Origin of the sequence: Bradyrhizobium liaoningense (genome assembly GCF_018130785.1) — a bacterium.
GTDB classification, from domain to species: domain Bacteria; phylum Pseudomonadota; class Alphaproteobacteria; order Rhizobiales; family Xanthobacteraceae; genus Bradyrhizobium; species Bradyrhizobium liaoningense_A.
Map to the genome: position 1 here is coordinate 371,663 of NZ_JAFCJT010000001.1, position 20,275 is coordinate 391,937.

At 62.7% G+C, this 20,275-nt stretch carries 17 protein-coding genes; 2 read left to right on the forward strand and 15 right to left on the reverse strand.

The features are described 5' to 3' along the window. Positions 1-10 precede the first annotated feature (10 nt). From JQ627_RS01710 to JQ627_RS01770, 13 genes are all read right to left on the reverse strand, one after another. Positions 11-2,791: a winged helix-turn-helix domain-containing protein gene (locus JQ627_RS01710; protein WP_312015730.1), complete on the reverse strand. Its 2,781-nt coding sequence runs from the start codon at positions 2,789-2,791 to the stop codon at positions 11-13. A 576-nt stretch (positions 2,792-3,367) separates the two neighbouring features. After that, on the reverse strand, positions 3,368-4,846 hold the full coding sequence (locus JQ627_RS01715; RefSeq protein ID WP_212482423.1) for an aldehyde dehydrogenase: 1,479 nt from the start codon (positions 4,844-4,846) through the stop codon (positions 3,368-3,370). A gap of 88 nt (positions 4,847-4,934) precedes the next feature. Beyond that, positions 4,935-5,738, reverse strand: coding sequence for an N-acyl homoserine lactonase family protein (locus JQ627_RS01720; protein ID WP_212482424.1), 804 nt, complete (start codon positions 5,736-5,738; stop codon positions 4,935-4,937). A gap of 8 nt (positions 5,739-5,746) precedes the next feature. Beyond that, positions 5,747-6,703 carry a tripartite tricarboxylate transporter substrate binding protein gene (locus JQ627_RS01725; RefSeq protein WP_212482425.1) on the reverse strand — a complete coding sequence of 319 codons (957 nt, stop codon included), beginning with the start codon at positions 6,701-6,703 and terminating at the stop codon, positions 5,747-5,749. 108 nt (positions 6,704-6,811) lie between these two features. Further along, complete coding sequence (locus tag JQ627_RS01730) at positions 6,812-7,699, reverse strand: NAD(P)-dependent oxidoreductase (RefSeq protein ID WP_212482426.1); 888 nt, start codon at positions 7,697-7,699, stop codon at positions 6,812-6,814. Positions 7,700-7,734: 35 nt separating this feature from the next. After that, complete coding sequence (locus JQ627_RS01735; protein WP_212482427.1) at positions 7,735-8,442, reverse strand: ABC transporter ATP-binding protein; 708 nt, start codon at positions 8,440-8,442, stop codon at positions 7,735-7,737. After that, complete coding sequence (locus tag JQ627_RS01740) at positions 8,435-9,196, reverse strand: ABC transporter ATP-binding protein (protein ID WP_212482428.1); 762 nt, start codon at positions 9,194-9,196, stop codon at positions 8,435-8,437. The genes JQ627_RS01735 and JQ627_RS01740 overlap by 8 nt, the downstream gene beginning before the upstream one ends. After that, entirely contained in the window at positions 9,193-10,179 is a 987-nt protein-coding gene (locus JQ627_RS01745) for a branched-chain amino acid ABC transporter permease (RefSeq protein WP_212482429.1), read from the reverse strand. The genes JQ627_RS01740 and JQ627_RS01745 overlap by 4 nt, the downstream gene beginning before the upstream one ends. Beyond that, a complete protein-coding gene (locus JQ627_RS01750) occupies positions 10,176-11,045 on the reverse strand; it encodes a branched-chain amino acid ABC transporter permease (protein WP_249142875.1) in 870 nt (289 codons plus the stop codon). Before JQ627_RS01750 ends, JQ627_RS01745 begins: the two co-directional genes overlap by 4 nt. Before the next feature lie 69 nt (positions 11,046-11,114). Then, on the reverse strand, positions 11,115-12,272 hold the full coding sequence (locus tag JQ627_RS01755; RefSeq protein WP_212482431.1) for an ABC transporter substrate-binding protein: 1,158 nt from the start codon (positions 12,270-12,272) through the stop codon (positions 11,115-11,117). A 124-nt stretch (positions 12,273-12,396) separates the two neighbouring features. Then, positions 12,397-13,332 (reverse strand): MmgE/PrpD family protein, encoded by a 936-nt coding sequence (locus JQ627_RS01760; protein ID WP_212482432.1) that lies wholly within the window; start codon positions 13,330-13,332, stop codon positions 12,397-12,399. Between the two features lie 23 nt (positions 13,333-13,355). Then, entirely contained in the window at positions 13,356-14,876 is a 1,521-nt protein-coding gene (gene tcuA / locus JQ627_RS01765) for an FAD-dependent tricarballylate dehydrogenase TcuA (RefSeq protein WP_212482433.1), read from the reverse strand. Between the two features lie 206 nt (positions 14,877-15,082). Next, positions 15,083-15,787, reverse strand: coding sequence for a GntR family transcriptional regulator (locus JQ627_RS01770; protein ID WP_212482434.1), 705 nt, complete (start codon positions 15,785-15,787; stop codon positions 15,083-15,085). A 205-nt stretch (positions 15,788-15,992) separates the two neighbouring features. Here JQ627_RS01770 and JQ627_RS01775 point away from each other — a divergent pair, with 205 nt between their 5' ends. Beyond that, positions 15,993-17,171: a 2-methylaconitate cis-trans isomerase PrpF family protein gene (locus tag JQ627_RS01775; RefSeq protein ID WP_212482435.1), complete on the forward strand. Its 1,179-nt coding sequence runs from the start codon at positions 15,993-15,995 to the stop codon at positions 17,169-17,171. A 21-nt stretch (positions 17,172-17,192) separates the two neighbouring features. After that, positions 17,193-18,116: a methylisocitrate lyase gene (gene prpB / locus JQ627_RS01780; RefSeq protein ID WP_212482436.1), complete on the forward strand. Its 924-nt coding sequence runs from the start codon at positions 17,193-17,195 to the stop codon at positions 18,114-18,116. 334 nt (positions 18,117-18,450) lie between these two features. On the opposite strand, the gene JQ627_RS39760 is transcribed toward prpB, so the two are convergent. Both JQ627_RS39760 and JQ627_RS01790 read right to left on the reverse strand, forming a co-directional pair. Then, positions 18,451-18,621: a hypothetical protein gene (locus tag JQ627_RS39760; protein WP_409363799.1), complete on the reverse strand. Its 171-nt coding sequence runs from the start codon at positions 18,619-18,621 to the stop codon at positions 18,451-18,453. A gap of 134 nt (positions 18,622-18,755) precedes the next feature. Next, complete coding sequence (locus JQ627_RS01790) at positions 18,756-20,159, reverse strand: amidase (protein WP_212482438.1); 1,404 nt, start codon at positions 20,157-20,159, stop codon at positions 18,756-18,758. Positions 20,160-20,275 lie beyond the last annotated feature (116 nt).

A 20,275-nucleotide genomic window follows, 5' to 3' on the forward strand; every position in this document is an offset into this window, starting at 1 on the left:
CGGAAGATACCTATCCCCCAAACTCGCGCAATTGAGCTGCCGCCTCGCGCAGATCGGCCGTGTCAAATCCTTCCGTAAACCTGGCGAGAACATCCGCAAGCAGGGATCGCGCCTCCTCGTTACGCCCCCGATCCCGCCATATCCGACTGAGCCGAGTTGCCGAACGTAGTTCCCAGCCGATCGCCGACTGCCGCCGTGCCAGATCAAGCGAGCCCTTGAGCGCGGCCTCAGCTTCCGGCCAGCTATCGGGTGATTCCGCCAACAGCACCTCGGCGCGGGTCCGCAGCAATTCCGGCACGTCGAAGTGGCCGGAGCCACTCGCACCCTCGGCAAGGACCGCATCGATGATGATCATTGCTTCCGCTGCCCGGCCGCTGAGCGCCAAAGCCTCCGCTAGCGCACGCGAGCATGCGGATATAAAGAAGTACCGCCGCTCCGATTGCAGGATCGGCAGCGCAGTTCGAAGAATCTTGATAGCGACCTGCGTCTCTCCCCTCATCATCATCAGCTCCCCGCGCATGCCAAGGCCAGCGGCTTGGTAGGACTTGAGCGAGTACCTGTCGGCATGGGCGACAAGCTGCTGGATAAGGTCTTCCGCAACCTCCAGGTCACCCCGCCATAGAAACATCGGAGCGGCAAATGCCAGACCAAGGCAAACGGCAAACGACACCGGCTGCGCCTCTCGCCGGGCAAGTTCAATGCCTTCATGCGCGAATTGGACGGCCTGATCGGGAAATCCACGAAGCCACAGTGTCCGCGCATACCCGATCAGGGCTCTTGCGCGATGACTGTAGCCAAAGCAACGCACCTCGCTAACGCCGGTCGTCCTCGCATGCTCTAGGCCCCTTTCGTAACTTCTTAACGCCGACGCTTGGTCTCCGATCAGATGATGGCTCGATCCAAGCATCCACTCGGCAGTTACTATCTCTTTGGAACTGTCGCGATCCTTGGCGATGGAGGCATATCGTTCCGCCGCGGCTAGCGGAACACCGGCATCCGCAAGACGGGTCCCAAAGGCATTGAGGCCTGCGAGAAACTCCAGTTGATACGCGGCATCTCCAAGTGAGTCCGCGAGGGCAAGTCCGCGCTCCAGCGCACGTGCCACTTCCGCCGTATCGTTATAAGAATGGTGCGACGATATCGCTAATGCCAGCTGCAGCCCGATCTCGAGTGTATCTCCCTGAACGTCCCGCGGTAGCGCAGCAAGGACTCGCAGGCACCAGCGGCGGCACTCGCTTAACATTGAAATCGCAAGAAACAGCGGCACTGCGGCTGCGCCGAGCGCCACGGAGATCGAACGGTCGCCCGCTTCCGAAAAGCTCCATTCGAGCGCCGACCTGATATCGCCGACATATCGAGCATAATCGGCCAAACCAGACTCGCTGAGACTTTCGATCCGCACTTCCCCGAGATAGCGCCGGAAATGCAGAGCGTGTCGTCTCGCGATGACGTATTCGCCCCCCCGCTCCCTCAGCTTGACCGCCGCATGAGCGCGTGTCGTGTCAAGCAGCCGATATGAAGTTGCCTGCCCCGTTCTTGATATTGAAATCAGTGATTTGTCGACCAGACTTGCAACGACGTCCAGGACCGCGAATTCCTCGTGGTCCGCTTCGGATGCAACGGCCTGCGCCATGTCGAGAGTGAACGCCCCGACAAAGACCGATAGAGAGCACAGGACCGATCTCTCTTGCTCGGAAAGGAGCTTGAAGCTCCAATCGAGCATTGCGGCGAGGGTCTCATGCCGGGGCACGTTGCGACGTCCCCTCCAGAGCAGCATCAGGCGATCGCCCAAAAGTCGCGCGAGCCCGTGAACGCCGTAACTGCCCGCCCTGCTGGCCGCCAGCTCTAAGGCTAATGGGATCCCGTCCAATCGACGGCAAATTTTCACGACGATCGGGGCGTCCGCATCCGTCAGGTTGTGTCGATATCCCGAAGCAAGGGCCCGGTCCATGAAAAGCTTCACCGCGGCAGAAGTCAGCGCGTCGGCCGCGGTCGGGTTCGCCCCCATCGATGAGCTGTCAAGCGACTGCAGCGGATGAACGTTCTCGCCCTGAACCCGCAACGCTTCTCGGCTGGTCGCAATGATGTGGACCAGGGGCGCCTCTCGAAAGAGACTCTCTGTCAGCGCTGCCACGGACTCAACAACATGTTCGCAGCTGTCGAGGACGAAGAGAATCTTCCTGCCGGCGAGAAACGCCAAAAGCCTGGGCAACGAGTCCTGCGTCTCTCCAGCACAGCCGACCGCTGATGCAACCGCCGAGACGACCAGCGCACCGTCGCGGAGGGGGCTGAGATCAACAAAGCACACGTTATCTAGGAAATCCGCTGCCAAGTCGTGAGCCAGCGCGACAGCCACAGTCGATTTCCCCACGCCGCCGGGCCCAACGATGGTGACAAAGCGACGGGACTTTACCCATGCGCGCAGGGTCTCAACGGTATCATCCCGACCTAGCATGCGCTGCAAGCGCGCGGGAAGTTGTTGACGTTGAAGCCGCCCGATGGAGGCATCCGCAGATGAGTCACCTATCGCGATCCGCCGGACCGATGCGGCGAAACAATAGCCTCGACCGGCGACACTAGCGATATAGCCGTCGCCGAGCGCTCTGCGCAGATTACTAATATGGACTCGAAGATTTGCTTCTTCGACCACAAGGTCCGGCCAGACCCGCTTGATCAATTCCCTGCGGTTCACGACCTCTCCAGCGCGTTGGACCAGAGCGATCAGGAGATCGAGAGCACGGCCGCCAAGCGCCACCGGCTCGTTCTCTTTTACAAGCAACCTTTGGGGCACAACCAAACGGAACGGCCCAAATTCGTATGCTTCGCGCTCGTCAGCTCGTTGCCCCAGAGCAGCAACCTCGATTTTTAATGTTTCATTTCCGATCAGACTGGCATTCTAAGACGTTGGCTCGCGTGAGCCGCTCCTGCCTCAGCTGCATCTTGATTGCACCAATTTGCGGGACCGTATGAGATTCATCTGGGAAAGCAAGGGGCTACGCTGTGTCGAATGGTCCCAGCGCGACTGATCACACCTATGGCGAGGGTTCCAATTGTCCGGGAGGTGGAATGGCGGAGCGAAAGATGTTATCGGCATCATATGGTCGCTGGGCTCTTACCCGTCGCTCTGCGTTACTTCCATAGCTCTGTGCGACGCTAGCAAACAGCGGCGAGTGCCTACCATCCACATCGCCGGTGCGCCCCCCTCTCCCCTCCGGAAAAGAGAACTCCGCGGCCGCATCGGCTGCGGAGCTCAAATCGATGGAGGTAAACGCCTCAAGGGCGACGGCGATCAGATCAATCGCTGCCATTCACCAGCGTCGCTGGAGATCACGCGGAATTGCAGATTGGCGCCGGTCCATCGTCATTCTCACAATTTCAGCGCAAATGGATCACGCTCTTCGTTTGAAAAATCGATCATGACGTTCTTGGTCTGCAGGAACTCGTCCAGCGCCGCAACGCCGCGCTCCTTTCCGAAGCCGGACTCCTTGAACCCGCCGAACGGCGCCATCGCACTGGAGGCGCGGTATGTATTCACCCAGACCGTTCCGGCGTGGACAGCCCGCGACACGCGCAAGGCGCGCGACAGGTTTGTCGTCCAGATTCCGGACGCGAGGCCATACTTGCTGTCGTTGGCGATGGCGATGGCCTCCTCCTCCGTGTCGAAAGGAATGATCGAGAGCACAGGTCCGAACACCTCTTCCTGGGCAATCGCCATCTTGTTCTCCACGCCCGTGAAGATGGTCGGCTCGATGAACAGGCCGTTGCCAAGGCCATCGCCCGTCGCGGGCTTACCGCCACACGCGAGAACGGCCCCTTCCTTTTGAGCATCGCCGATGCATTTTAGGATGCGCGCGAACTGCGGCTCGTTTGCCACGGTCCCCATATCCGTCGCCTTGTCCAGGGGATTGCCGAGCCTGATCTTGTGCGCCCGGGCGACGAGACGCTTCACGATGTCATCGTGAACGGAATGCTGCACGAGGAGCCGCGAGCCGGCGATGCATGTCTGCCCGGTCGCGCCGAAAATGCCGGCGAGGGCCCCGACGGTCGCCTTGTCGAGGTCGGCGTCTTCGAAGATGACATTGGGAGACTTGCCACCCAGCTCCAGCGTGACCGGAACAAGGGACCGGCCCGCCTCCGCCGCGATCTGGCGGCCGACATTCGGGCTGCCTGTGAAACTGACACGGTCAATCCGGCCGTTCGAGAGCAGCGCCTGCCCCGTCCTGTAATCGCCGGTGACGACGTTGACCACGCCTGCCGGAAACCCCGCCTCGCGGACCAGCTCGGCGAATTCCAGCGTCGTCACCGAGGCATGCTCGGACGGCTTGATGACGACGCAATTGCCCGCCGCCAGTGCCGGCGCCAGCTTGTTGGCAAGCAGGCCCATCGGCGAATTCCAGGCGGTGATCAGCACAGCGACGCCGATCGGCTCCCGGCGCGTGAAGTCGAACACGTCGCGCTGGTCCAACGGAATCGTATCGCCGAAGATCTTGTCGGCGCAGCCTGCGAAGAACCGGTAGGCACGGGCAGCAAAATGCATCTGCCCGTGCGTCTCCCGGATGATCTTTCCGTTGTCGGTGCTCTCCATGATGGCGATGCGCTCGGCCTGGGCATCGAGCAGATCGGCGAGCCTGTTCAGCAAATTCGCGCGGGCAAGACCAGTGGTCTTGCTCCAGACGGTTTCATAGGCTCCCCTCGCCGCCGCGATCGCATCGGCCACCTGCGCGGGCGTTGCCTGCGGCACCAAGGCCCATTCCTCGCGGCTATAGGGATTTATGGCGGCGAACCATTCCTGGTTCGGTGCGCTCACCGTTTTGTTGGCAATGGCAATTCCGTACTTCTTCGGCATGGTCAATCATCTCCGCAACTGGCGAATTCAAGTGTCTGGTCCGGACGGCGCCCCCGCGCCGGCCTTCGGGTCTGGCTTCGCTCGATGCTTAGGCTGGACTTCCACGGGGATCGGCGTCCAGTCGCGCAATCCCGTCGATCCCCTCGCGCGCGGCGGGAAACAGCGAGACCACCTGCCGATCGTGCCCGGGAATAATGTGCGACGGGCTATCAGCCAACTTCTGGATCACCGCAAAGCCGTTCAGCATCTGGTTCGTGTCGAACAGCACCGGGAACGGCCGACGCTGCATGATGTTGGCGTAATAGTGCGAGGCGTCCGAGGCCAGCACCACATGACCGCGGCGCGTCTTCACCCTCACGACCTGAAGTCCCGCGGTATGGCCACCCAGCCAGTGCAGGGATATTCCGTCGTCGAAATCGGAGTTGGGATCGTGAAGGGTCACTCGCCCTTCGAAGTTCCGCCTGACAATATGGCGCACGTCTTCCGCGTTGTAGGCCTTCTTCTGCTCGGCGTCGCACATGCAGCGGCCCGTGCAGAAATGCATCTCGCGCTCCTGCACGTGATAGCGGGCTTGCGGAAACAGGTCGTGGTTGCCCGCATGGTCCCAATGCATGTGGGTGAGGATGACGTCCTTGACGCTATCGGGGTTGATACCGATCTGCTTGAGGCCTTCGGCGACCGGACGTGTGACGGCATAGTTGCGCGGCTTGCCCGCCTGCTCGTCGAAGCCGGTATCGACGATCACCGTGCGGTCCCGGCCGACCAGCGCCCAGACAAAGAAATCCAGCGGCATCGGCGTATCCGGCACATCGCTGTTGTCGATGAAGTTCTCCGATGCGCGGCGCTCGTCCTTTTTGGCGTATCGGATCGCGTATATTTCATACTCGGACATGTCGGTACCTACTGGCGTTCGATGCCAGCTTCCTTCGTTGTCGTGGCCCACAATTCGATATCGTCCTTGACGTGTTTGGCGAAATCCGCCGGTCCGATCCATTGCACCTCGAAGCCGATATCGGCGAGACGGCCGCGGATCTCGGGCTCCGCTAAAACCTCGCGTACCCCTTCCGAAAGCTTCGCGACGATCTCCGGCGGCGTGCCCTTCGGCGCGAACAGCCCGGACCATGCGGAGATATTGAGGAACGCGACCCCGCCCTCCTTCATGGTCGGAATGTCGGGGAATTGCGAAGCACGGGCCGGGTTCGTGGTTGCGATCGCACGCGCCTGGCCTGCCTCCACTTGCGAGACTGCAGGCGCCATATCCATGAACGTCATCGAGACGCGCTGGGCGATGATGTCGGTCACGACCTGCGGACTGTTGCGGTAGGGCACGGCGGCGATATCGATGCCCGCCCGGCGCTTGAATGCCTCGCCGGACAATTGGCCAAGCGCGTTGGCATAGCCGAACGTTAACGTGCCAGGCTTGCTCTTGGCCAGAGCCACGAGGTCCGCGACGCTTTTGACGGGCAGGCCGGGATCGACGATCAGGAAATAGGGAAACACGCCGAACTGCGAAATCGGAACGAAGTCGGCGATGGGATCGTACTGGATGGACTTAAGCATGCTGGGATTGGCGGCATGCGTGGAGGTGCCGCCAACCAGCAAGGTGTATCCGTCCGGCGCCGAACGGGCCGCCGCCGTCGCGCCCAGCGCTCCATTGGCGCCGACACGGTTGTCGATGACGATCGTCGTCTTGAGCAGCTCGGACAGCCGCTGAAACACGATCCGCGCAACACCGTCGGTTCCGCTGCCGGGTGCAAACGGCGCGATCACCGTGATGCGTTGCGAGGGATAGTTTTCCGCCGCCGCGTGGCTCCAGCCTGAAAGAAGCAGCGCGATCGTCAACACCAACACCCGCACGAATCCCTCCCTTGATTTTTTATCGTTTCTTGCACCAACCCCAATGTCGACGCGGGGATGGCCAGCCGGTCAGCATTGCCGCAGGCCACCCCACGCGTTTCTTCATCGCTATTTGGACGAACGCTCGATCACCTTCACGATCACCGGCCAATAGTTCGCTCCGAAACCGCTCCGCGAGGCCTCGGTCAGGAGACTGGCGCCAAGCGCGGCCTCCTTCGCATCGATTCCGGCATCCCGCGCCATGTCGAGCGCATAGGAGATGTCCTTGTGCATGTAGTCGGTCGAGAACACCCGCTCAGGAAATTCGCGCGCGGCAACCGCCTTGTAACCGTGGTTGCGCAGCGCGAAGCTGTCCGCGGAGCCCTTGGAGAAAGCGTCGAACAGGGTCTTGGTCGACACGCCGGCCGATTCCGCGATCGCGGCAGCCTCGCACAGCGCGGTCACAGTCCCGACGACGACCATGTTGTTGAGGATCTTTACGACCTGCCCCGATCCGACCTCGCCGCAATGGGTCACTTCGGAAGCAAAGCAGCGGAGCAGCGGCTCGATGCGGGTGAATACGTCCGGTGTTGCCCCAACCGAGATCGCAAGCGTCCCTGCCTCAGCCGCCGCCCGGGTGCGGGCAACTGGGGCATCCGCATAGTCAGCTCGCTTGGCGGCGAACTTGCCGGCGAGCTCGCGCGTCAATTTCAGCGGGCTGGTGGAGAGATCGACGATGGTCTGGCCGGCGCGCGCGGACTCGAGCAGCCCGCCGGGCATCTCGCAGATCTTTTTGAGATGCTCGCCGCTGGGCATCGAAATGAAGACGATGTCAGCCTTCGCCGCCGCGGAGACCGACCCGGCATCAACCGCGCCGAGCTGAACCAGGCGCGCCACGGGTTCGGCGTTGATGTCGTGAATCAGCACTTTCTGTTTCGTCTTCTCGACGAGGTGCCGGCACATGGGTTCACCCATGACGCCCAGACCGATGAAGCCGAAAGTGAGAGAGCCCGTCATGTCAAAACTCCGGAATTTCCAGACAGAGAGAACATTCAGATACCGAGATAGGCCCGCCGCACGTAGTCGCTGGCCAGCAACTCCTTGCCTTTCCCGCTCAGCGCGACCGCGCCGGTTTCGAGCACGAAAGCCTCGTTGCAGAGATTGAGCGCCAGCTTCGCGTTCTGCTCGACCAGGATGATCGACATGCCGATGTCGCGGTTGATCTCGACGATGATGCGCGCGATCTCGTCGACGATGATCGGTGCAAGCCCAAGCGAGGGCTCATCCAGCAGCAGCAGGCGGGGCCTTGCCATGAGAGCGCGGCCGATGGCGACCATCTGCTGCTCGCCCCCCGACAGCGAGCCCGCCATCTGGCTCCGCCGCTCCACGAGACGCGGAAAATATCCGTAGATCTGGTCCAGCGTCTTCCTCTGCTGCGCCGCGTCGCGCTGCGAATAAGCCCCCACGAGCAGATTATCGAGCACGCTCATCTGCGGGAAGACGCGCCGGCCCTCCGGCGAAAGCGCGATACCGCGGCCGACGCGCTGCGACGCCGGGACGCCTTCAACGCGTTCGCCATCGAGATAGATCTCACCGGAGCTGACGGCCTTGAGGCCGATGATGGCCTTCATCGTGGTGGTCTTGCCTGCACCGTTCGAGCCGATCAGGGAGACGATGGCGCCATCGGCAACGGTCATGCTGAGATTGCGGACCGCCGAGAGGGCGCCGTAGGCGACGCTGATGCCGCGAACTTCAAGCATCGACGGCCTCCTTGCCGAGATACGCCTCAATCACGAGCGGGTTCGACACGACCTCCGCGGGCGTTCCGTCCGCTATCAACGTGCCATGATCCAGCACCACGACGCGATTGCACAGGCCCATGACGGTCCGCATGTGATGTTCAACCATCACCATGGTGACGCCGCGCTCCGACTTGACCCGGCGGAGGACCGATGCGAGCTCGGCCGCCTCCTCCGGATTGAGCCCGGCGACGGGCTCATCCAGCATCAGGAGCTTCGGCTCGCTGGCGAGGGCGATCGCGACGCCGAGGCGGCGCTGCTCGCCGTAAGAGAGTTCGCGCGCCTTCAAATCCGCGCGGCGCCTCAGCCCGAACAGGTCAAGCACATGATACGCCTTCTCTTCGGCGTTGACCCGCCATTTGCGCGAGAGAAACCCGCTCGACAGGCCGGTCAGGCTCGCGCCCAAGGTGCCACGCGCGACATTCTCAATGACGGTGGCTTCCGGATAGAGGGTCGCGGCCTGGAAGGTCCGCGACAGGCCCTGGCGCACGGTTTGATTGGCCGGTTGCCCAGAGATGTTGCGGTTCAGAAACCGGATCGTCCCTGCCGACGGTCTCAGCACGCCCGAGATCACGTTGAACAACGTGGTCTTGCCCGCGCCGTTCGGGCCGATGAGGCCGAGGAAGTCTCCCTCATTGACCTCAAAGGAGACGTTGCGGACGGCGACAAGCCCGCCGAACGACCGCTTCAGGCTATCGACTTCGAGCATGCTCATGTCACTTCCTCGGCCACGACCGCGGTGGTGGTCCTCGCGACCCGCTGGCGCGAGCGCCAAGTCTGGACAAGGCTCGCCAGACCGTTCGGCACGAACATCAGGCAGAGCACGAGCATGGTCCCGTAGATGATGTGCTGCAGCCCTTCGGTGGATCGCAGCAGCTCCGGCAGGGGTGTCAGGACCAGCACGCCAACGACCGGTCCCAGCACACCGTCGCGCCCGCCGACGACCAGCATGGTCAGGTAGGATACGGACTCCCAGAACGTATATGAATCCGGCGAAATGAAGCGGAGATAATGCGTGGACAGTGCCCCCGCGAAGCCTGCGATGCCCGATCCGATCGTAAAGGCAATCACCTGGACCCGGTGCGTGTCGATGCCGCTCGATTCAGTCAGGCGCTGGTTCTCGGCGGTCGCCGCCATCATCGTGCCCAGCGGCGAGCGGTAGAGCAGCCAGGTCAGGAGCAGTGTCGCGAGCGCACAGACGAGCGCAAAGGGATAGAATTGCGGCTTGGCGCGAAGGACGTAGCCGAAGATCGAGATCGGGGGCACGCCGACGAGCCCGTTCGCACCGCCGGTGATCGAGCTCATGTCCAGCGCCAGCAGCACCGCAATCTGGCTGAATGCAAAAGCCACCAGCACGAAGTACACGCCGCGCAAACGCAGGATGATCCAGCCGAGAGCGGCGGCGATGACGGCCGCGGTCAGCCCCGCGATGAACAGGGTCAGCAGAGGCGGCCATCCCTTCATCGACAACAGGGCCGAAACGTATCCGCCGACCAGCGCAAAGCCGCCATGGCCCATGGACAACTGCCCCGCACGCGCAATGATGGCCAGGCCCAGCACGAGCATCAGGTTGATGCAGCCGACCGTCGCCAGGTGGATGTAGAACTGGTTCGGCGCGAACCACGGCAGCAGCACGGCAAGAATGACCGCCACCGCGACCGCGGCGTAAGACATCGGCTTTGTCGTGGACGGATTCATGCCTCACGCTCCTTTCGACCCAACAAGCCCTGCGGGCGCAGCAGCACGACCCCGATCACAACCAGGAATTGCAGGATCTCGGAGAGCGAGGCGCTGACGAAAGTGCCGGCGAAACTCTCGATCAGGCCGATGAGCAGGCCGCCGACCACTGCGCCGGGAACACTGCCAAGCCCTCCGATGACGACGATCACGAAGGCTTTCAACGTCGGCGCCAGACCGATGAACGGCGAAACCGATAGAACCGGCGCCATGAGAACGCCGGCGAATGCCGCGAGGCTGACGCCCAGCACGAATGCGGCGGGAAATATCACGTCGACGCGAATGCCCTGCACCTGGGCAATCTCGGAGTCCTGGGCCACGGCGCGCATGGCGCGGCCAATTCGGGTATGCCCGATCAGCAGATTGAGCGACACGACGGCGACGATCGCCCCGATGATGACGACTAGCCGCGACCACGGGAATACGATGCCGCCGACGGACAGAACCCCGGAGACGACAGGCGGCACGGTGCGGGCCGAGGATCCCCACAGCAGCAATGCGCTATTCTGCAGGATGAGCGCAACGCCGACGGACGCAATCATGCCGTTCAGCTCGTTGCCGCGAAACCGGCGGAAAACAACTCTCTCCATCAACAGCCCGAGCAAGGCCGTTGCGCCGATCGCGAGCAGAACGCTGACGGCGAACGGCATGCCGTTGCTGCCGTAGAGGATGGCGAACAGGAAAGCGCCGATCATGTAGAACTCGCCGTGCGCAAAATTGACGATGCGCATGATGCCGAACACCATGGTGAAACCAATGGCCATCAGCACATAGATCATGCCGACCATGAGGCCGTTGACGACCGTCTGGGCCAAAATGAAATCCATGCTCACGGGATGACGACTCCAATCGTATCGGCGAGGCGCGGAACGCGCCCCGCCCGTTTCAGCGATCGCTTACCGGCACGCGTTGACATCGCAAGTCGCCACCTTCGTGACAACGCCGTCCTTGATCTGCCCCACATAGAAGGGAAGATCGATCTGGTGCTTGATTCCGTATTTCTGCTGGCCGGTCCAACCCGCCTTGCCCATCGCGGTCGGGACGTCTGACAGTCCATCGAGCGTCGTTGCGATCTTCGTCGTGTCGTCAACGGTCCCGGCCTTCTTCATGGCCGTGAACAACATCTGCAGGCCGGCATAGAAGAACGGGCTGAAGCCGTTCATGTTCTGCCCGTACTTGGCCTTGAAGCGGGTCACGTAGGCCGCCGTATCCGGCAGGCCGATGTCGATAGGCAGATGAACGTAGACGCCTTCGGCCGCGTCCTTGCCCGCGACCTTGAGCATCTCGGCAGCCACATCGCCGCCGGTGACGAACACCGGACCGCGATATCCCAGCTCGCGGGCCTGCTTGAGGATGAGGCCGGCGGTGGTCGGCGAGTTGCCGCCGAGCTCGAGGCCATCGGCCTTCATCAGGATGCGCGTGAGAATTGGCACGAAGTCGACGCGCTCACGCTCGAAATACTCGACCTGCAGCTTGGCTCCGGCCTTGGCGTAGGAGTTGAAGTTCGCCACGCCGATTTGCTGCCCGGTCTCGTCGTTGGGAAGCAGCGACACGACTTGCTTGGCCGACGTGTTCTTCGCGAGCAAGGCGACCTGGGGGTCCGAGAACTCGCCGGTGGTGATCACCGGCCGATAGGCGAACGGCGCGTCAGCCCCAAGGGCGCGCGGCGTGAAAGCCAACGTCATGGTGATGACTTTCCCGGACGTGGTCTGATCCTTCGTCGCCACCGCCGCCGCCGAGCCCATCGGACCGACCACGAAATGGATTCCGTCCTGGATCATGAGGCGATCCATGGCCGTAACCGCGTCCGCAGCGCGATAGCGGTCGTCATATTGCTTGATCAGGATCTTGTAACGCTTGCCACCGACCTCGAGGCCGCCGTCCTTGTTAACGTCTTCGGCAGCAAAATCGGTGGCGGCGAGCATGCCTTCCGCAAACGCGGCGCCTGCACCGGAAAAGCTGGCGTGCACGCCGATCGTGACACTGTCTTCGGCCTGAGCGGCGGAACAGACGACGGACGCGGCCAACACGGCAACCAACTTAAAGCGCTTCATTCCAATCTCTCCCCAGATGTTGCTCTTCTGCCTTGCTCGCTTCTTGTCAGGCTCGGCTTATTGTTGTCAGGTGATGCTTGTCGTTTGCGATGGCGGCCTGACGCCATCGCCCTCATTCGCGGGCCTAAGGAACCCAGTTTGTCTCCTCCGGCTCATGCGTTCCGCGCGGAGCGAAGACGACCTTCTTTGGCGTCGCTCGCGCGCCGCGTCCCTGCAACAGACGCGAAACCGTCGTAAGATCCTTCACCTTGTCGATCGTCTCGAGCCGCTCGAACAGCGGAGCGATGTCATCGCGCGGCAAGATGGCGCCAGCCTGCTGATCGAACTGATCCCAGAGATCCGCACCCGGCGGCGATGGAACCGCTAGAAGATCGAGAGCTTCCGCTCCCAGCAGGCCACCGCCAGCGGCGCACTGCTCCGCTTCGATCATTTGATTGCAGGATGCCTCGTCCATCGCTTCGGCCAGCAGCGCGGCGAGCAACCCGTTTCTCAGGCTTTGACCGACCATGAGCGCTTCAGGTCCGCCCTGCCCGGCCGCAGGAGTGCCGGCATTGGCGACGCCCGCCATGAGCAGCGCGGCTGCAATTTTCGAGGGGCTCAAGCCGAGCAACCGGCCTGCGGCTGCAACGCTGCCCAGCAAGGCGAGGCCGAGCTGGCCGGCTGGCGGCGATAGCGCCGGCGCGAGAGAACGCGAGATCTCAGCGCCTGCAATCAGCGCGTCTATGAACTCTTGTCCCGTTTTTCCGCGCTCCTCGCAGAGCCCGAACAGCGAGACAACAAAGGCCCCGTTCGCAGCATCGGGTGATGCTGTGGATCCGGCCACGGCCGCCGCGGCGTTGATCAACGCGGCATCGACCGCGCTCGTGCGCCGTTCGGTGCCGAACACAAGCGAGGAGCCGCCGCTCACCGCGACACCGGGGGTCGCCAGCAAAGCTTTCGTGATGGCGTCCGGAGCGCCGGACAGCGTCCGGCCGAACGCCGTGATGACCGCCGCCCGTGCTCGTCCGACGGCCTTCGCATCTCGCGGCTGCGGATCGTAGGCACTGATCCGCTCCGCCACGGTCGACGTCGTGGGGCTGACGCTCATCGCGACGCCACCGCTTTGGCCGGCGCCACGCTCTGCCGGCTCGCGGCGTTTCGTCCGGCGATCCTGCCGAACGTCGCGCCCGAGACGAGGCCAGTGCCCGCGGGATAGTTGTCGTAGAACAGGCCGCCGACCAGTTCGCCGCAGCAATACAATCCCTTGATCGGGCGCCAGTCGGTGCCGATCACCTCGGCGTTCTCGTTGATCTTCAGGCCGCCGAACGTGAAGGTAATTCCGCCGGTCGCGCTGTAGGCATAGTAAGGCGGCTTGTCGAGACGGAGCGCCCAGTTGGTCTTTTCGAGATCGAGGCCCTTGGTCGAGAGGCCGTCCTTTTTCGTGGGATCGAAGCCCTCGTTCTCCGAGCGCGCATGATCATTGTAATGCTGGACGGTCTTGAGCGCCTGCGCCTTGTCGTCGATATCGAGTTGCACGATCAGGTCTTCGAGCGAATTGGCCTTGATCGGATCGCTGGTCGAATAGCGCGGCTCGAGCAGGTGGATCACCTTGCTGTCGAACAGCTGATACGCCTTGGCGCCCGGCTCGGCCAGAATAGCGCGGCCGAACTTGGCGTAGGTGAAGAGCGCGCCGTCTTCGCCCTCGTCGACGAAGCGCTTGCCCTTGCGGTTGATCATCACTGAATAGACATAGGACAGGCGGTTACTGCGGTCGGTCATCTCACGCGGTGCGAAGTCGCCCCAGTCCGCGCTGATCGGGGTGGCGTGGCATCCGCTCCATTGTCCCCACGGCATCGCACCGATGGCGAGCGCCATCCGCAATCCGTCGCCCTGATTGTGGGGCGTGCCGCGGACCTTCGCGGCGCCGACCAGCGGGCCGATGTGCTGCGTGCGCATCTGGACATTGGCTTCAAAGCCGCCGCAGCCGAGCACAACGGCCTTTGCACCGAGCGAACGAACGCCCTCCTCGTCCTTGGTCTTGACGCCGACGACGCGGCCATTGTCGTCGACAAGCAGCTCCGAGACGGCATTGCCGTATCGCACCTCGATGCCCATGCGCTCGCAGGTTGAGAACCAGCTGCGCGAGAGACCAACGCCCTCGTGCGCCGCGCGCACGACCAGCCCGCGCGCCCAGACCATGACATTGTCCTTCTTGACGGCGGACAGGCTGATCGCCGGCTCCATCTTGATGGCGCCGGTGTCCTTCATCCAGCGAACGGTCGCCTGTGAGTTCGACACGAGGAGACGGGACAGGATCGGGTCCGTGCGTCCGTTCGTGACGCGCATGAGATCGCCGTGAAAATCTTCCTGCGTGTAAGGCGAGATGCCGTCGTAGAAGTTTTCGAACTCGTCTTCGATGCCCGGCAGCAGCGCGCCGATCTCGCGCGGCTCGTCATAGGCAAAGCGCAGGACACCGCCGCTCCAGTGGGTGTTTCCGCCGCGCATTTCGCGGGGAGCCTTTTCGAGAACGACGACACGATCCGCGCCGTTTTCCTTCGCCGAGACCGCCGCAGCCAAAGCAGCGTTTCCAGCGCCAACGACGATCACATCGAACTCTTCGTGCATTTCCGTTCCTTCCCGCCTGGCCTGCGCCTTCTGAGTTTCTGTATTCCTATGGATACTAATGTATACATCGGAATGCAAGATAATTCGGAGGCGGCGGCTTTCAGGAGAAAAGTCCATGAAAACAGCGAGATACAGAATTCAATGCGGGTAGGCGTCCTCAAAGCTACGTTGCGAGCAGAAGAGTCAGCGCAGCTCGCAGCTCCGTTTCAGGCGCCGTCCTGTTCGAGGCGCGCTTCCAGCTCGCGCTCTTTCGCCAGGATCGCGCGGCGCGTCTCAAGCGCATTCAAGACATGCGTGCGCGCCAGGCGATCGGCCTTCTCGCCTTCCCTTTGCGAAATGGCCTGCACGATCGCAGCATGCTCCGCCTGAGCGACGGCGAAACGCCCCTTGTCAGCCAATGTCGTCGGCCCCAGAAGCGCGATCGCATCCTGAAGGGCGGACAAGCTCTTTTCGAGATAGCGGTTGTGGGCCGCGACCTGAATCGCGTCGTGCAGTTCCCTGTTGTGCCGATAAAGCTTCAACGGTTCATGATCGAGCCGTTCGCCTTCGGCGACAAGCCGCGCCAGCGCGGCGAGATCTTTCGGACTGGCGTGTTTCGCGGCCATCGCCGCCGCAGTGCCTTCGAGCGCTGCGCGCATCTCGTACAATTCTTCGACCGCATCCATGTCGAGAACGGAAACGACGAGCCCGGTTCGTGGCCGAAGGTCGAGCAGACCCTCGAGCTCGAGGCGCGTCAAAGCCTGACGCGTCGGCGTTCGGCTGATGCCGAGGTGTTCTGCCAACTCGACTTCGCGCATGCGCCGGCCCGGGGCAAAGCGCCCCTCAACAATCTCACGCCGAAGCGCTGCGTAGGCGTAATCGGCAGCAGATGCGAACTTCGTACGGTCCGGCAACACCATCTCGTCGTTCATAAAGTCATCCCGATCTCATTCGGCAGGAACTGCTCGTACAAGCGTGACGCGCCGAACAACGCGAACGACGCAGAATATGCGGCGGCGCGCTGCCTGTCTGGAACGAGACAATGAGCGTCCACCGAATAGAATAAGGGTAGCAGTCCGCGGCATGAATGTATACACTGGTATCCAAAGTATACAACAGTATGCAATGGATCGTTCAATGCCCCAGAACAAGCTCAACGCGACTTTCATGCGCGGCGGCACATCCAAAGCCGTCGTGTTCAACAGACAGGACCTGCCGGCAGATCCCGCACAATGGGATCCGATTTTCCTGTCCGTGATGGGCTCGCCCGATCCCAATGGCCGTCAGCTCGACGGCATGGGCGGCGGCCTGTCGTCCCTGTCAAAAATCTGCATCGTCGGCACGCCGACGCGCCCCGATGCCGACATCGACTACACCTTCGCGCAGATCTCCGTGAAGAGTGCGGTGGTCGATTACAGCGCAAATTGCGGCAACATGTCTTCGGCGATGGGACCGTTCGCGGTCAGCGAAGGGCTGGTGAAGGCGCCCGCGAATGGCGAAGCCGTCGTGCGCATTCACAACACCAATACCGGCAAGATCATCGTTTCTCGCTTCCCCATGACAGATGGAGAAGTCGAGACCGAGGGCGACATGAGCATCGATGGCGTCGGCGGACAGGGCGCGCCCGTCCGACTTGAATTCATCGACCCCGGCGGCACCAGAACCGGACGCCTGCTGCCGACCGGACGGGCTTGCGATCATTTCGACATCCCCGGTCTCGGCTCGGTTGAGGCGTCTCTCGTCGATGCCGCCAACCCCTGCGTCTTTGTCGCAGCCGCCTCAGTCGGCAAGGACGGCAGCGAGATGCCCGAAGCACTCGAGAGCGATCCGATCTTCCTCGCGCAGATGGAGGCGATTCGCTGCGCGGCCTCGGTGGCAATGGGCCTTGCGCCTGATGTCGCGGAAGCCGCCAAAATCCCGAGCGTTCCCAAGGTCGCGATGATCGTGCCGCCACGTCAGATGACGACGCTGTCGGGCCGGCGGCTCGATCCCTCGGACATGTCGCTCGGCATCCGGATGATCTCGATCGGTCAGCCCCACCGCGCGGTCCCGATCACCGGCGCGACCTGCCTTGCGATCGCGGTGCGCATCCGCGGCACGCTCGCGAACCGGATGGCGCGCCCTGGCGATGGTCCGATCACTATCGCCCATCCCTCCGGCACGACCGTGGTCGATGCCGCCGTCGAACAATCCGATGATCCCGCAAAGGCGCGCGCCATTCATGGCGCGGTCTATCGCACCGCGCGGCGGCTGTTCGAGGGAAACGTCCTCTATCGACCTGTCAAATCCACTGCGCAAGCACGGCGCAGCGCTTAAACGTCCCCGGAGCTATCCACGATGACTTATCTCGTTGCCGCCGACCTTCCCCGCGAATCCGCCGGCCGACGCTTTCGCGACCTGTTGAATCGGCCCGGCATCCTGCAGTTACCCGGCGCTCACAACGGCATGGCAGCGCTGCAGGCCAAAGCGGCCGGGTTCGACGCGCTTTATCTTTCAGGTGCCGCGATGACGGCGTCGATGGGCCTGCCTGATCTCGGCATCATCACTGTCGATGAGGTCGCCTTCTTCGTCCGCCAGATCGTTCGCGCGGCGGGACTGCCCCTTCTCGTCGACGCCGACACGGGTTACGGCGAGGCGCTGAACGTGATGCACGCGACCCGCGTCTTCGAGGATGCCGGTGCGGGCGCGCTTCATCTCGAGGACCAGATCCTGCCCAAGAAGTGCGGCCATCTGAACGACAAGAAGATTGCCGATGCGCATGACATGGCCGCGAAGGTCGCGGCCGCGGCGAAGGCGCGGCGCAATCTCGTGATCATCGCCCGGACCGACGCTGCCGCGAGCGAAGGCCTCGACGGAGCGGTCGCCCGCGCAAAGCTCTACATGGAAGCCGGCGCCGACGCGATCTTTCCGGAAGCGCTCAACACCGCCGAGATGTTCCGCGCCTTTGCCGAACGCATGCCAGGCGTCCCCCTGCTTGCCAACATGACGGAGTTCGGCAAGACGCCGTTCTTCACGGCCACGGAGTTCGAGGCGATGGGCTACGCCATGGTGATCTGGCCGGTCTCTTCCTTGCGAATGGCAAACAAGGCCCAAGCCGAGCTCTACGCGGCGATCTCGCGGGACGGTGGCACGCACAAGGTGGTCGAGCGGATGCAGACGCGCACGGAACTCTACGCGACAATCGGCTTGCACGACTACGAAGCGCTCGATTCGTCGATCGTTCAAACGATCGTTCCGGCCGGCATGCCACAACGACGGTGACCGTTGCGAGGGGGGCCCCCCTCCCTTGCAGATGATGAAGCTGCGAAGTTGACTCGTCCCGGCTGATCCGGAACCAAGAGGGAGCTGGTGCGCTGTCGGTTCATTCGATTACAAGTATGCTGACGTTCCCCCGCCTGTCGGACGACGCATCTGCACGAGCGTCGCCTTGACAACGAACCGAGTGCCCCATCTGCGCGCGACCCATTCGACTAAGGCAACGTCAGGGATGGCGATAACGATGCTCCGAGCCGAGCGCGCCCGCTTGACCATTCGCAAGTTCGTTGTAACGGAATGCGCTGAAAGCGGCCATGCGAATCTTGCCAGCGCAGACTCGTTATCGATAGCGCACTTCAAAGCCCGGCTTACGCAGCAGCACCCGCCGAAACTCACCGTATTCACCAAGCAGAATGCCTAGCTGGTTGTGCGCATCCAGATTGTCGGGCTGATGCAGCAACGCTTCCCGGTAGCTCGCGATGGCCTCGTCGCTCCATCCGACAGCACGCAGAACGTCGCTTCTGGTTTCCGCTCGCTACTTTGGTGTGTTCCAGGTAGGGTTCGAAAGCCTCGATCGAAATTTTCGAGGTCGGGTCAGTGCCCATAAGAGGAAGCCAGTGTTGCGATCCCTGAGGGGCAAGGGGTTCACCTGACGGGCGCCCGGTACGTATGCCAGTCCGTCACTGACTGGAAGGCATGCCCGGCGCGAGCGAGCACGTCCTCGGACAGATGCGGGCCGACCAGTTGCATGCTGAGCGGCAAGCCATCCGACGCCATTCCGTTCGGCAGCGTGATGGTCGGGCTGCCCGAGAAGTCGAACACCGCGGTGAAGCGCAGGATGCTGAGCAGCACGTTCGGATCGGCGCCGTATTCACCCATCTTGGTTAGCGTCGGGATCGGCACGGGCATGGTGGGGATAAGCAGCAGGTCGATATCATCGAACAATGCGACGAGGCTGCCGCAGAACTTCAACCGCTCGTGATGGATCTGCGCGATCTCGACGCCACTGACCGAACTGCCCTGCTCGATCAACTGCGCCAGATCGGGGCCGTATTCCGACTTCCGCGACGGATAGGTCTCCAAATGCGCCTCTGCGGTCTCGATCGAGCACATCGGAATCCACATGCTGACGAGCTTCTCGTAGGCCGGGAATTTGATCTCGCGGATATCGGCTCCGAGCGCCGCAAGTGTACGCTCGGCCTCCAGCAATGCGGCGACCACCTGCGGATCGATCCCGTCTTGAGTGTAGCTGCGGTCCACTCCGATCCGTAGGCCCCGGATGCCATCTCCGATCCCGGCTAGGTAGTTCGGCACCGACGCCTGAAGGGCGGTCGGATCATTGACGTCTGCGCCCGCGATGACGCCGAGCATGGCCGCCGCATCGGCCGCGCTCCGGCATATCGGCCCGACATGGTCGAGAGAGTCCGCCAGCGGAAAGACGCCATGACGGCTGACACGTCCCCAGGTCGGCTTGATCCCGGTCAGCCCGCACGTCGCCGACGGAAACCGGATCGAGCCGCCGGTGTCGCTGCCGATCGACCCGAAGCAGAGCCCCGCCGAGGTCGCCACGCCCGATCCACTCGAGGACGAGCCGACCCAATAATCGACGCCCCAGGGATTGAGTGGCGCCTGATCGTTCGGATGATGGCTGGTGTAGGCGCCTTCAGTCATCTTCAGCTTGCCGAGCGTGATGGCGCCAGCGAGCTCGAGGCGGTCCACGATCGTCGCATTGAAGGAGGGGACGAACTTGGCGTGGATCGTGGTGCCTCCCGCAGTCGGTGCGAAAGTCGTGTAGCAGAGATCTTTCAGTCCGATCGGCACGCCGTGCAGCGGCCCGCGCCAGATGCCTTTCGCAAGCTCGGCGTCACAGCGCTTCGCCTGCGCCATGGCGCGCTCAGCGAGGACGAGTGCATAACTGTGGAATTTGCCATCGAGCTTGCCGATCCGGCTCAGCATGGCCTCGGTCACCTTCGAGGGCAGGAGCTCACCCCGGCGGAACAGCTCGGAGAGTTCGGTGATCGACTTGTAGTGGGTTGGATCTGCTGACATCGGAGACTCGGCGGTTTTGCGAATGGATTCTCGATCGGGCGGCAGGCTGGGTGCACCTCTCCCGCTCGCTGGCGAGGTCGGCGCACTTGCGCCGGGTGAGGGTTCTCGTTTTTGGA

Coding starts and splice junctions, on each gene's coding strand:
- JQ627_RS01715 (WP_212482423.1), bottom strand. CDS start 4,846: ATGCCGAAGAAGTACGGAATTGCCATTGCCAACAAAACGGTGAGCGCA.
- JQ627_RS01720 (WP_212482424.1), bottom strand. CDS start 5,738: ATGTCCGAGTATGAAATATACGCGATCCGATACGCCAAAAAGGACGAG.
- JQ627_RS01730 (WP_212482426.1), bottom strand. CDS start 7,699: ATGACGGGCTCTCTCACTTTCGGCTTCATCGGTCTGGGCGTCATGGGT.
- JQ627_RS01735 (WP_212482427.1), bottom strand. CDS start 8,442: ATGCTTGAAGTTCGCGGCATCAGCGTCGCCTACGGCGCCCTCTCGGCG.
- JQ627_RS01740 (WP_212482428.1), bottom strand. CDS start 9,196: ATGAGCATGCTCGAAGTCGATAGCCTGAAGCGGTCGTTCGGCGGGCTT.
- JQ627_RS01745 (WP_212482429.1), bottom strand. CDS start 10,179: ATGAATCCGTCCACGACAAAGCCGATGTCTTACGCCGCGGTCGCGGTG.
- JQ627_RS01750 (WP_249142875.1), bottom strand. CDS start 11,045: ATGGATTTCATTTTGGCCCAGACGGTCGTCAACGGCCTCATGGTCGGC.
- JQ627_RS01755 (WP_212482431.1), bottom strand. CDS start 12,272: ATGAAGCGCTTTAAGTTGGTTGCCGTGTTGGCCGCGTCCGTCGTCTGT.
- tcuA (WP_212482433.1), bottom strand. CDS start 14,876: ATGCACGAAGAGTTCGATGTGATCGTCGTTGGCGCTGGAAACGCTGCT.
- JQ627_RS01770 (WP_212482434.1), bottom strand. CDS start 15,787: ATGAACGACGAGATGGTGTTGCCGGACCGTACGAAGTTCGCATCTGCT.
- JQ627_RS01775 (WP_212482435.1), top strand. CDS start 15,993: ATGCCCCAGAACAAGCTCAACGCGACTTTCATGCGCGGCGGCACATCC.
- prpB (WP_212482436.1), top strand. CDS start 17,193: ATGACTTATCTCGTTGCCGCCGACCTTCCCCGCGAATCCGCCGGCCGA.
- JQ627_RS01790 (WP_212482438.1), bottom strand. CDS start 20,159: ATGTCAGCAGATCCAACCCACTACAAGTCGATCACCGAACTCTCCGAG.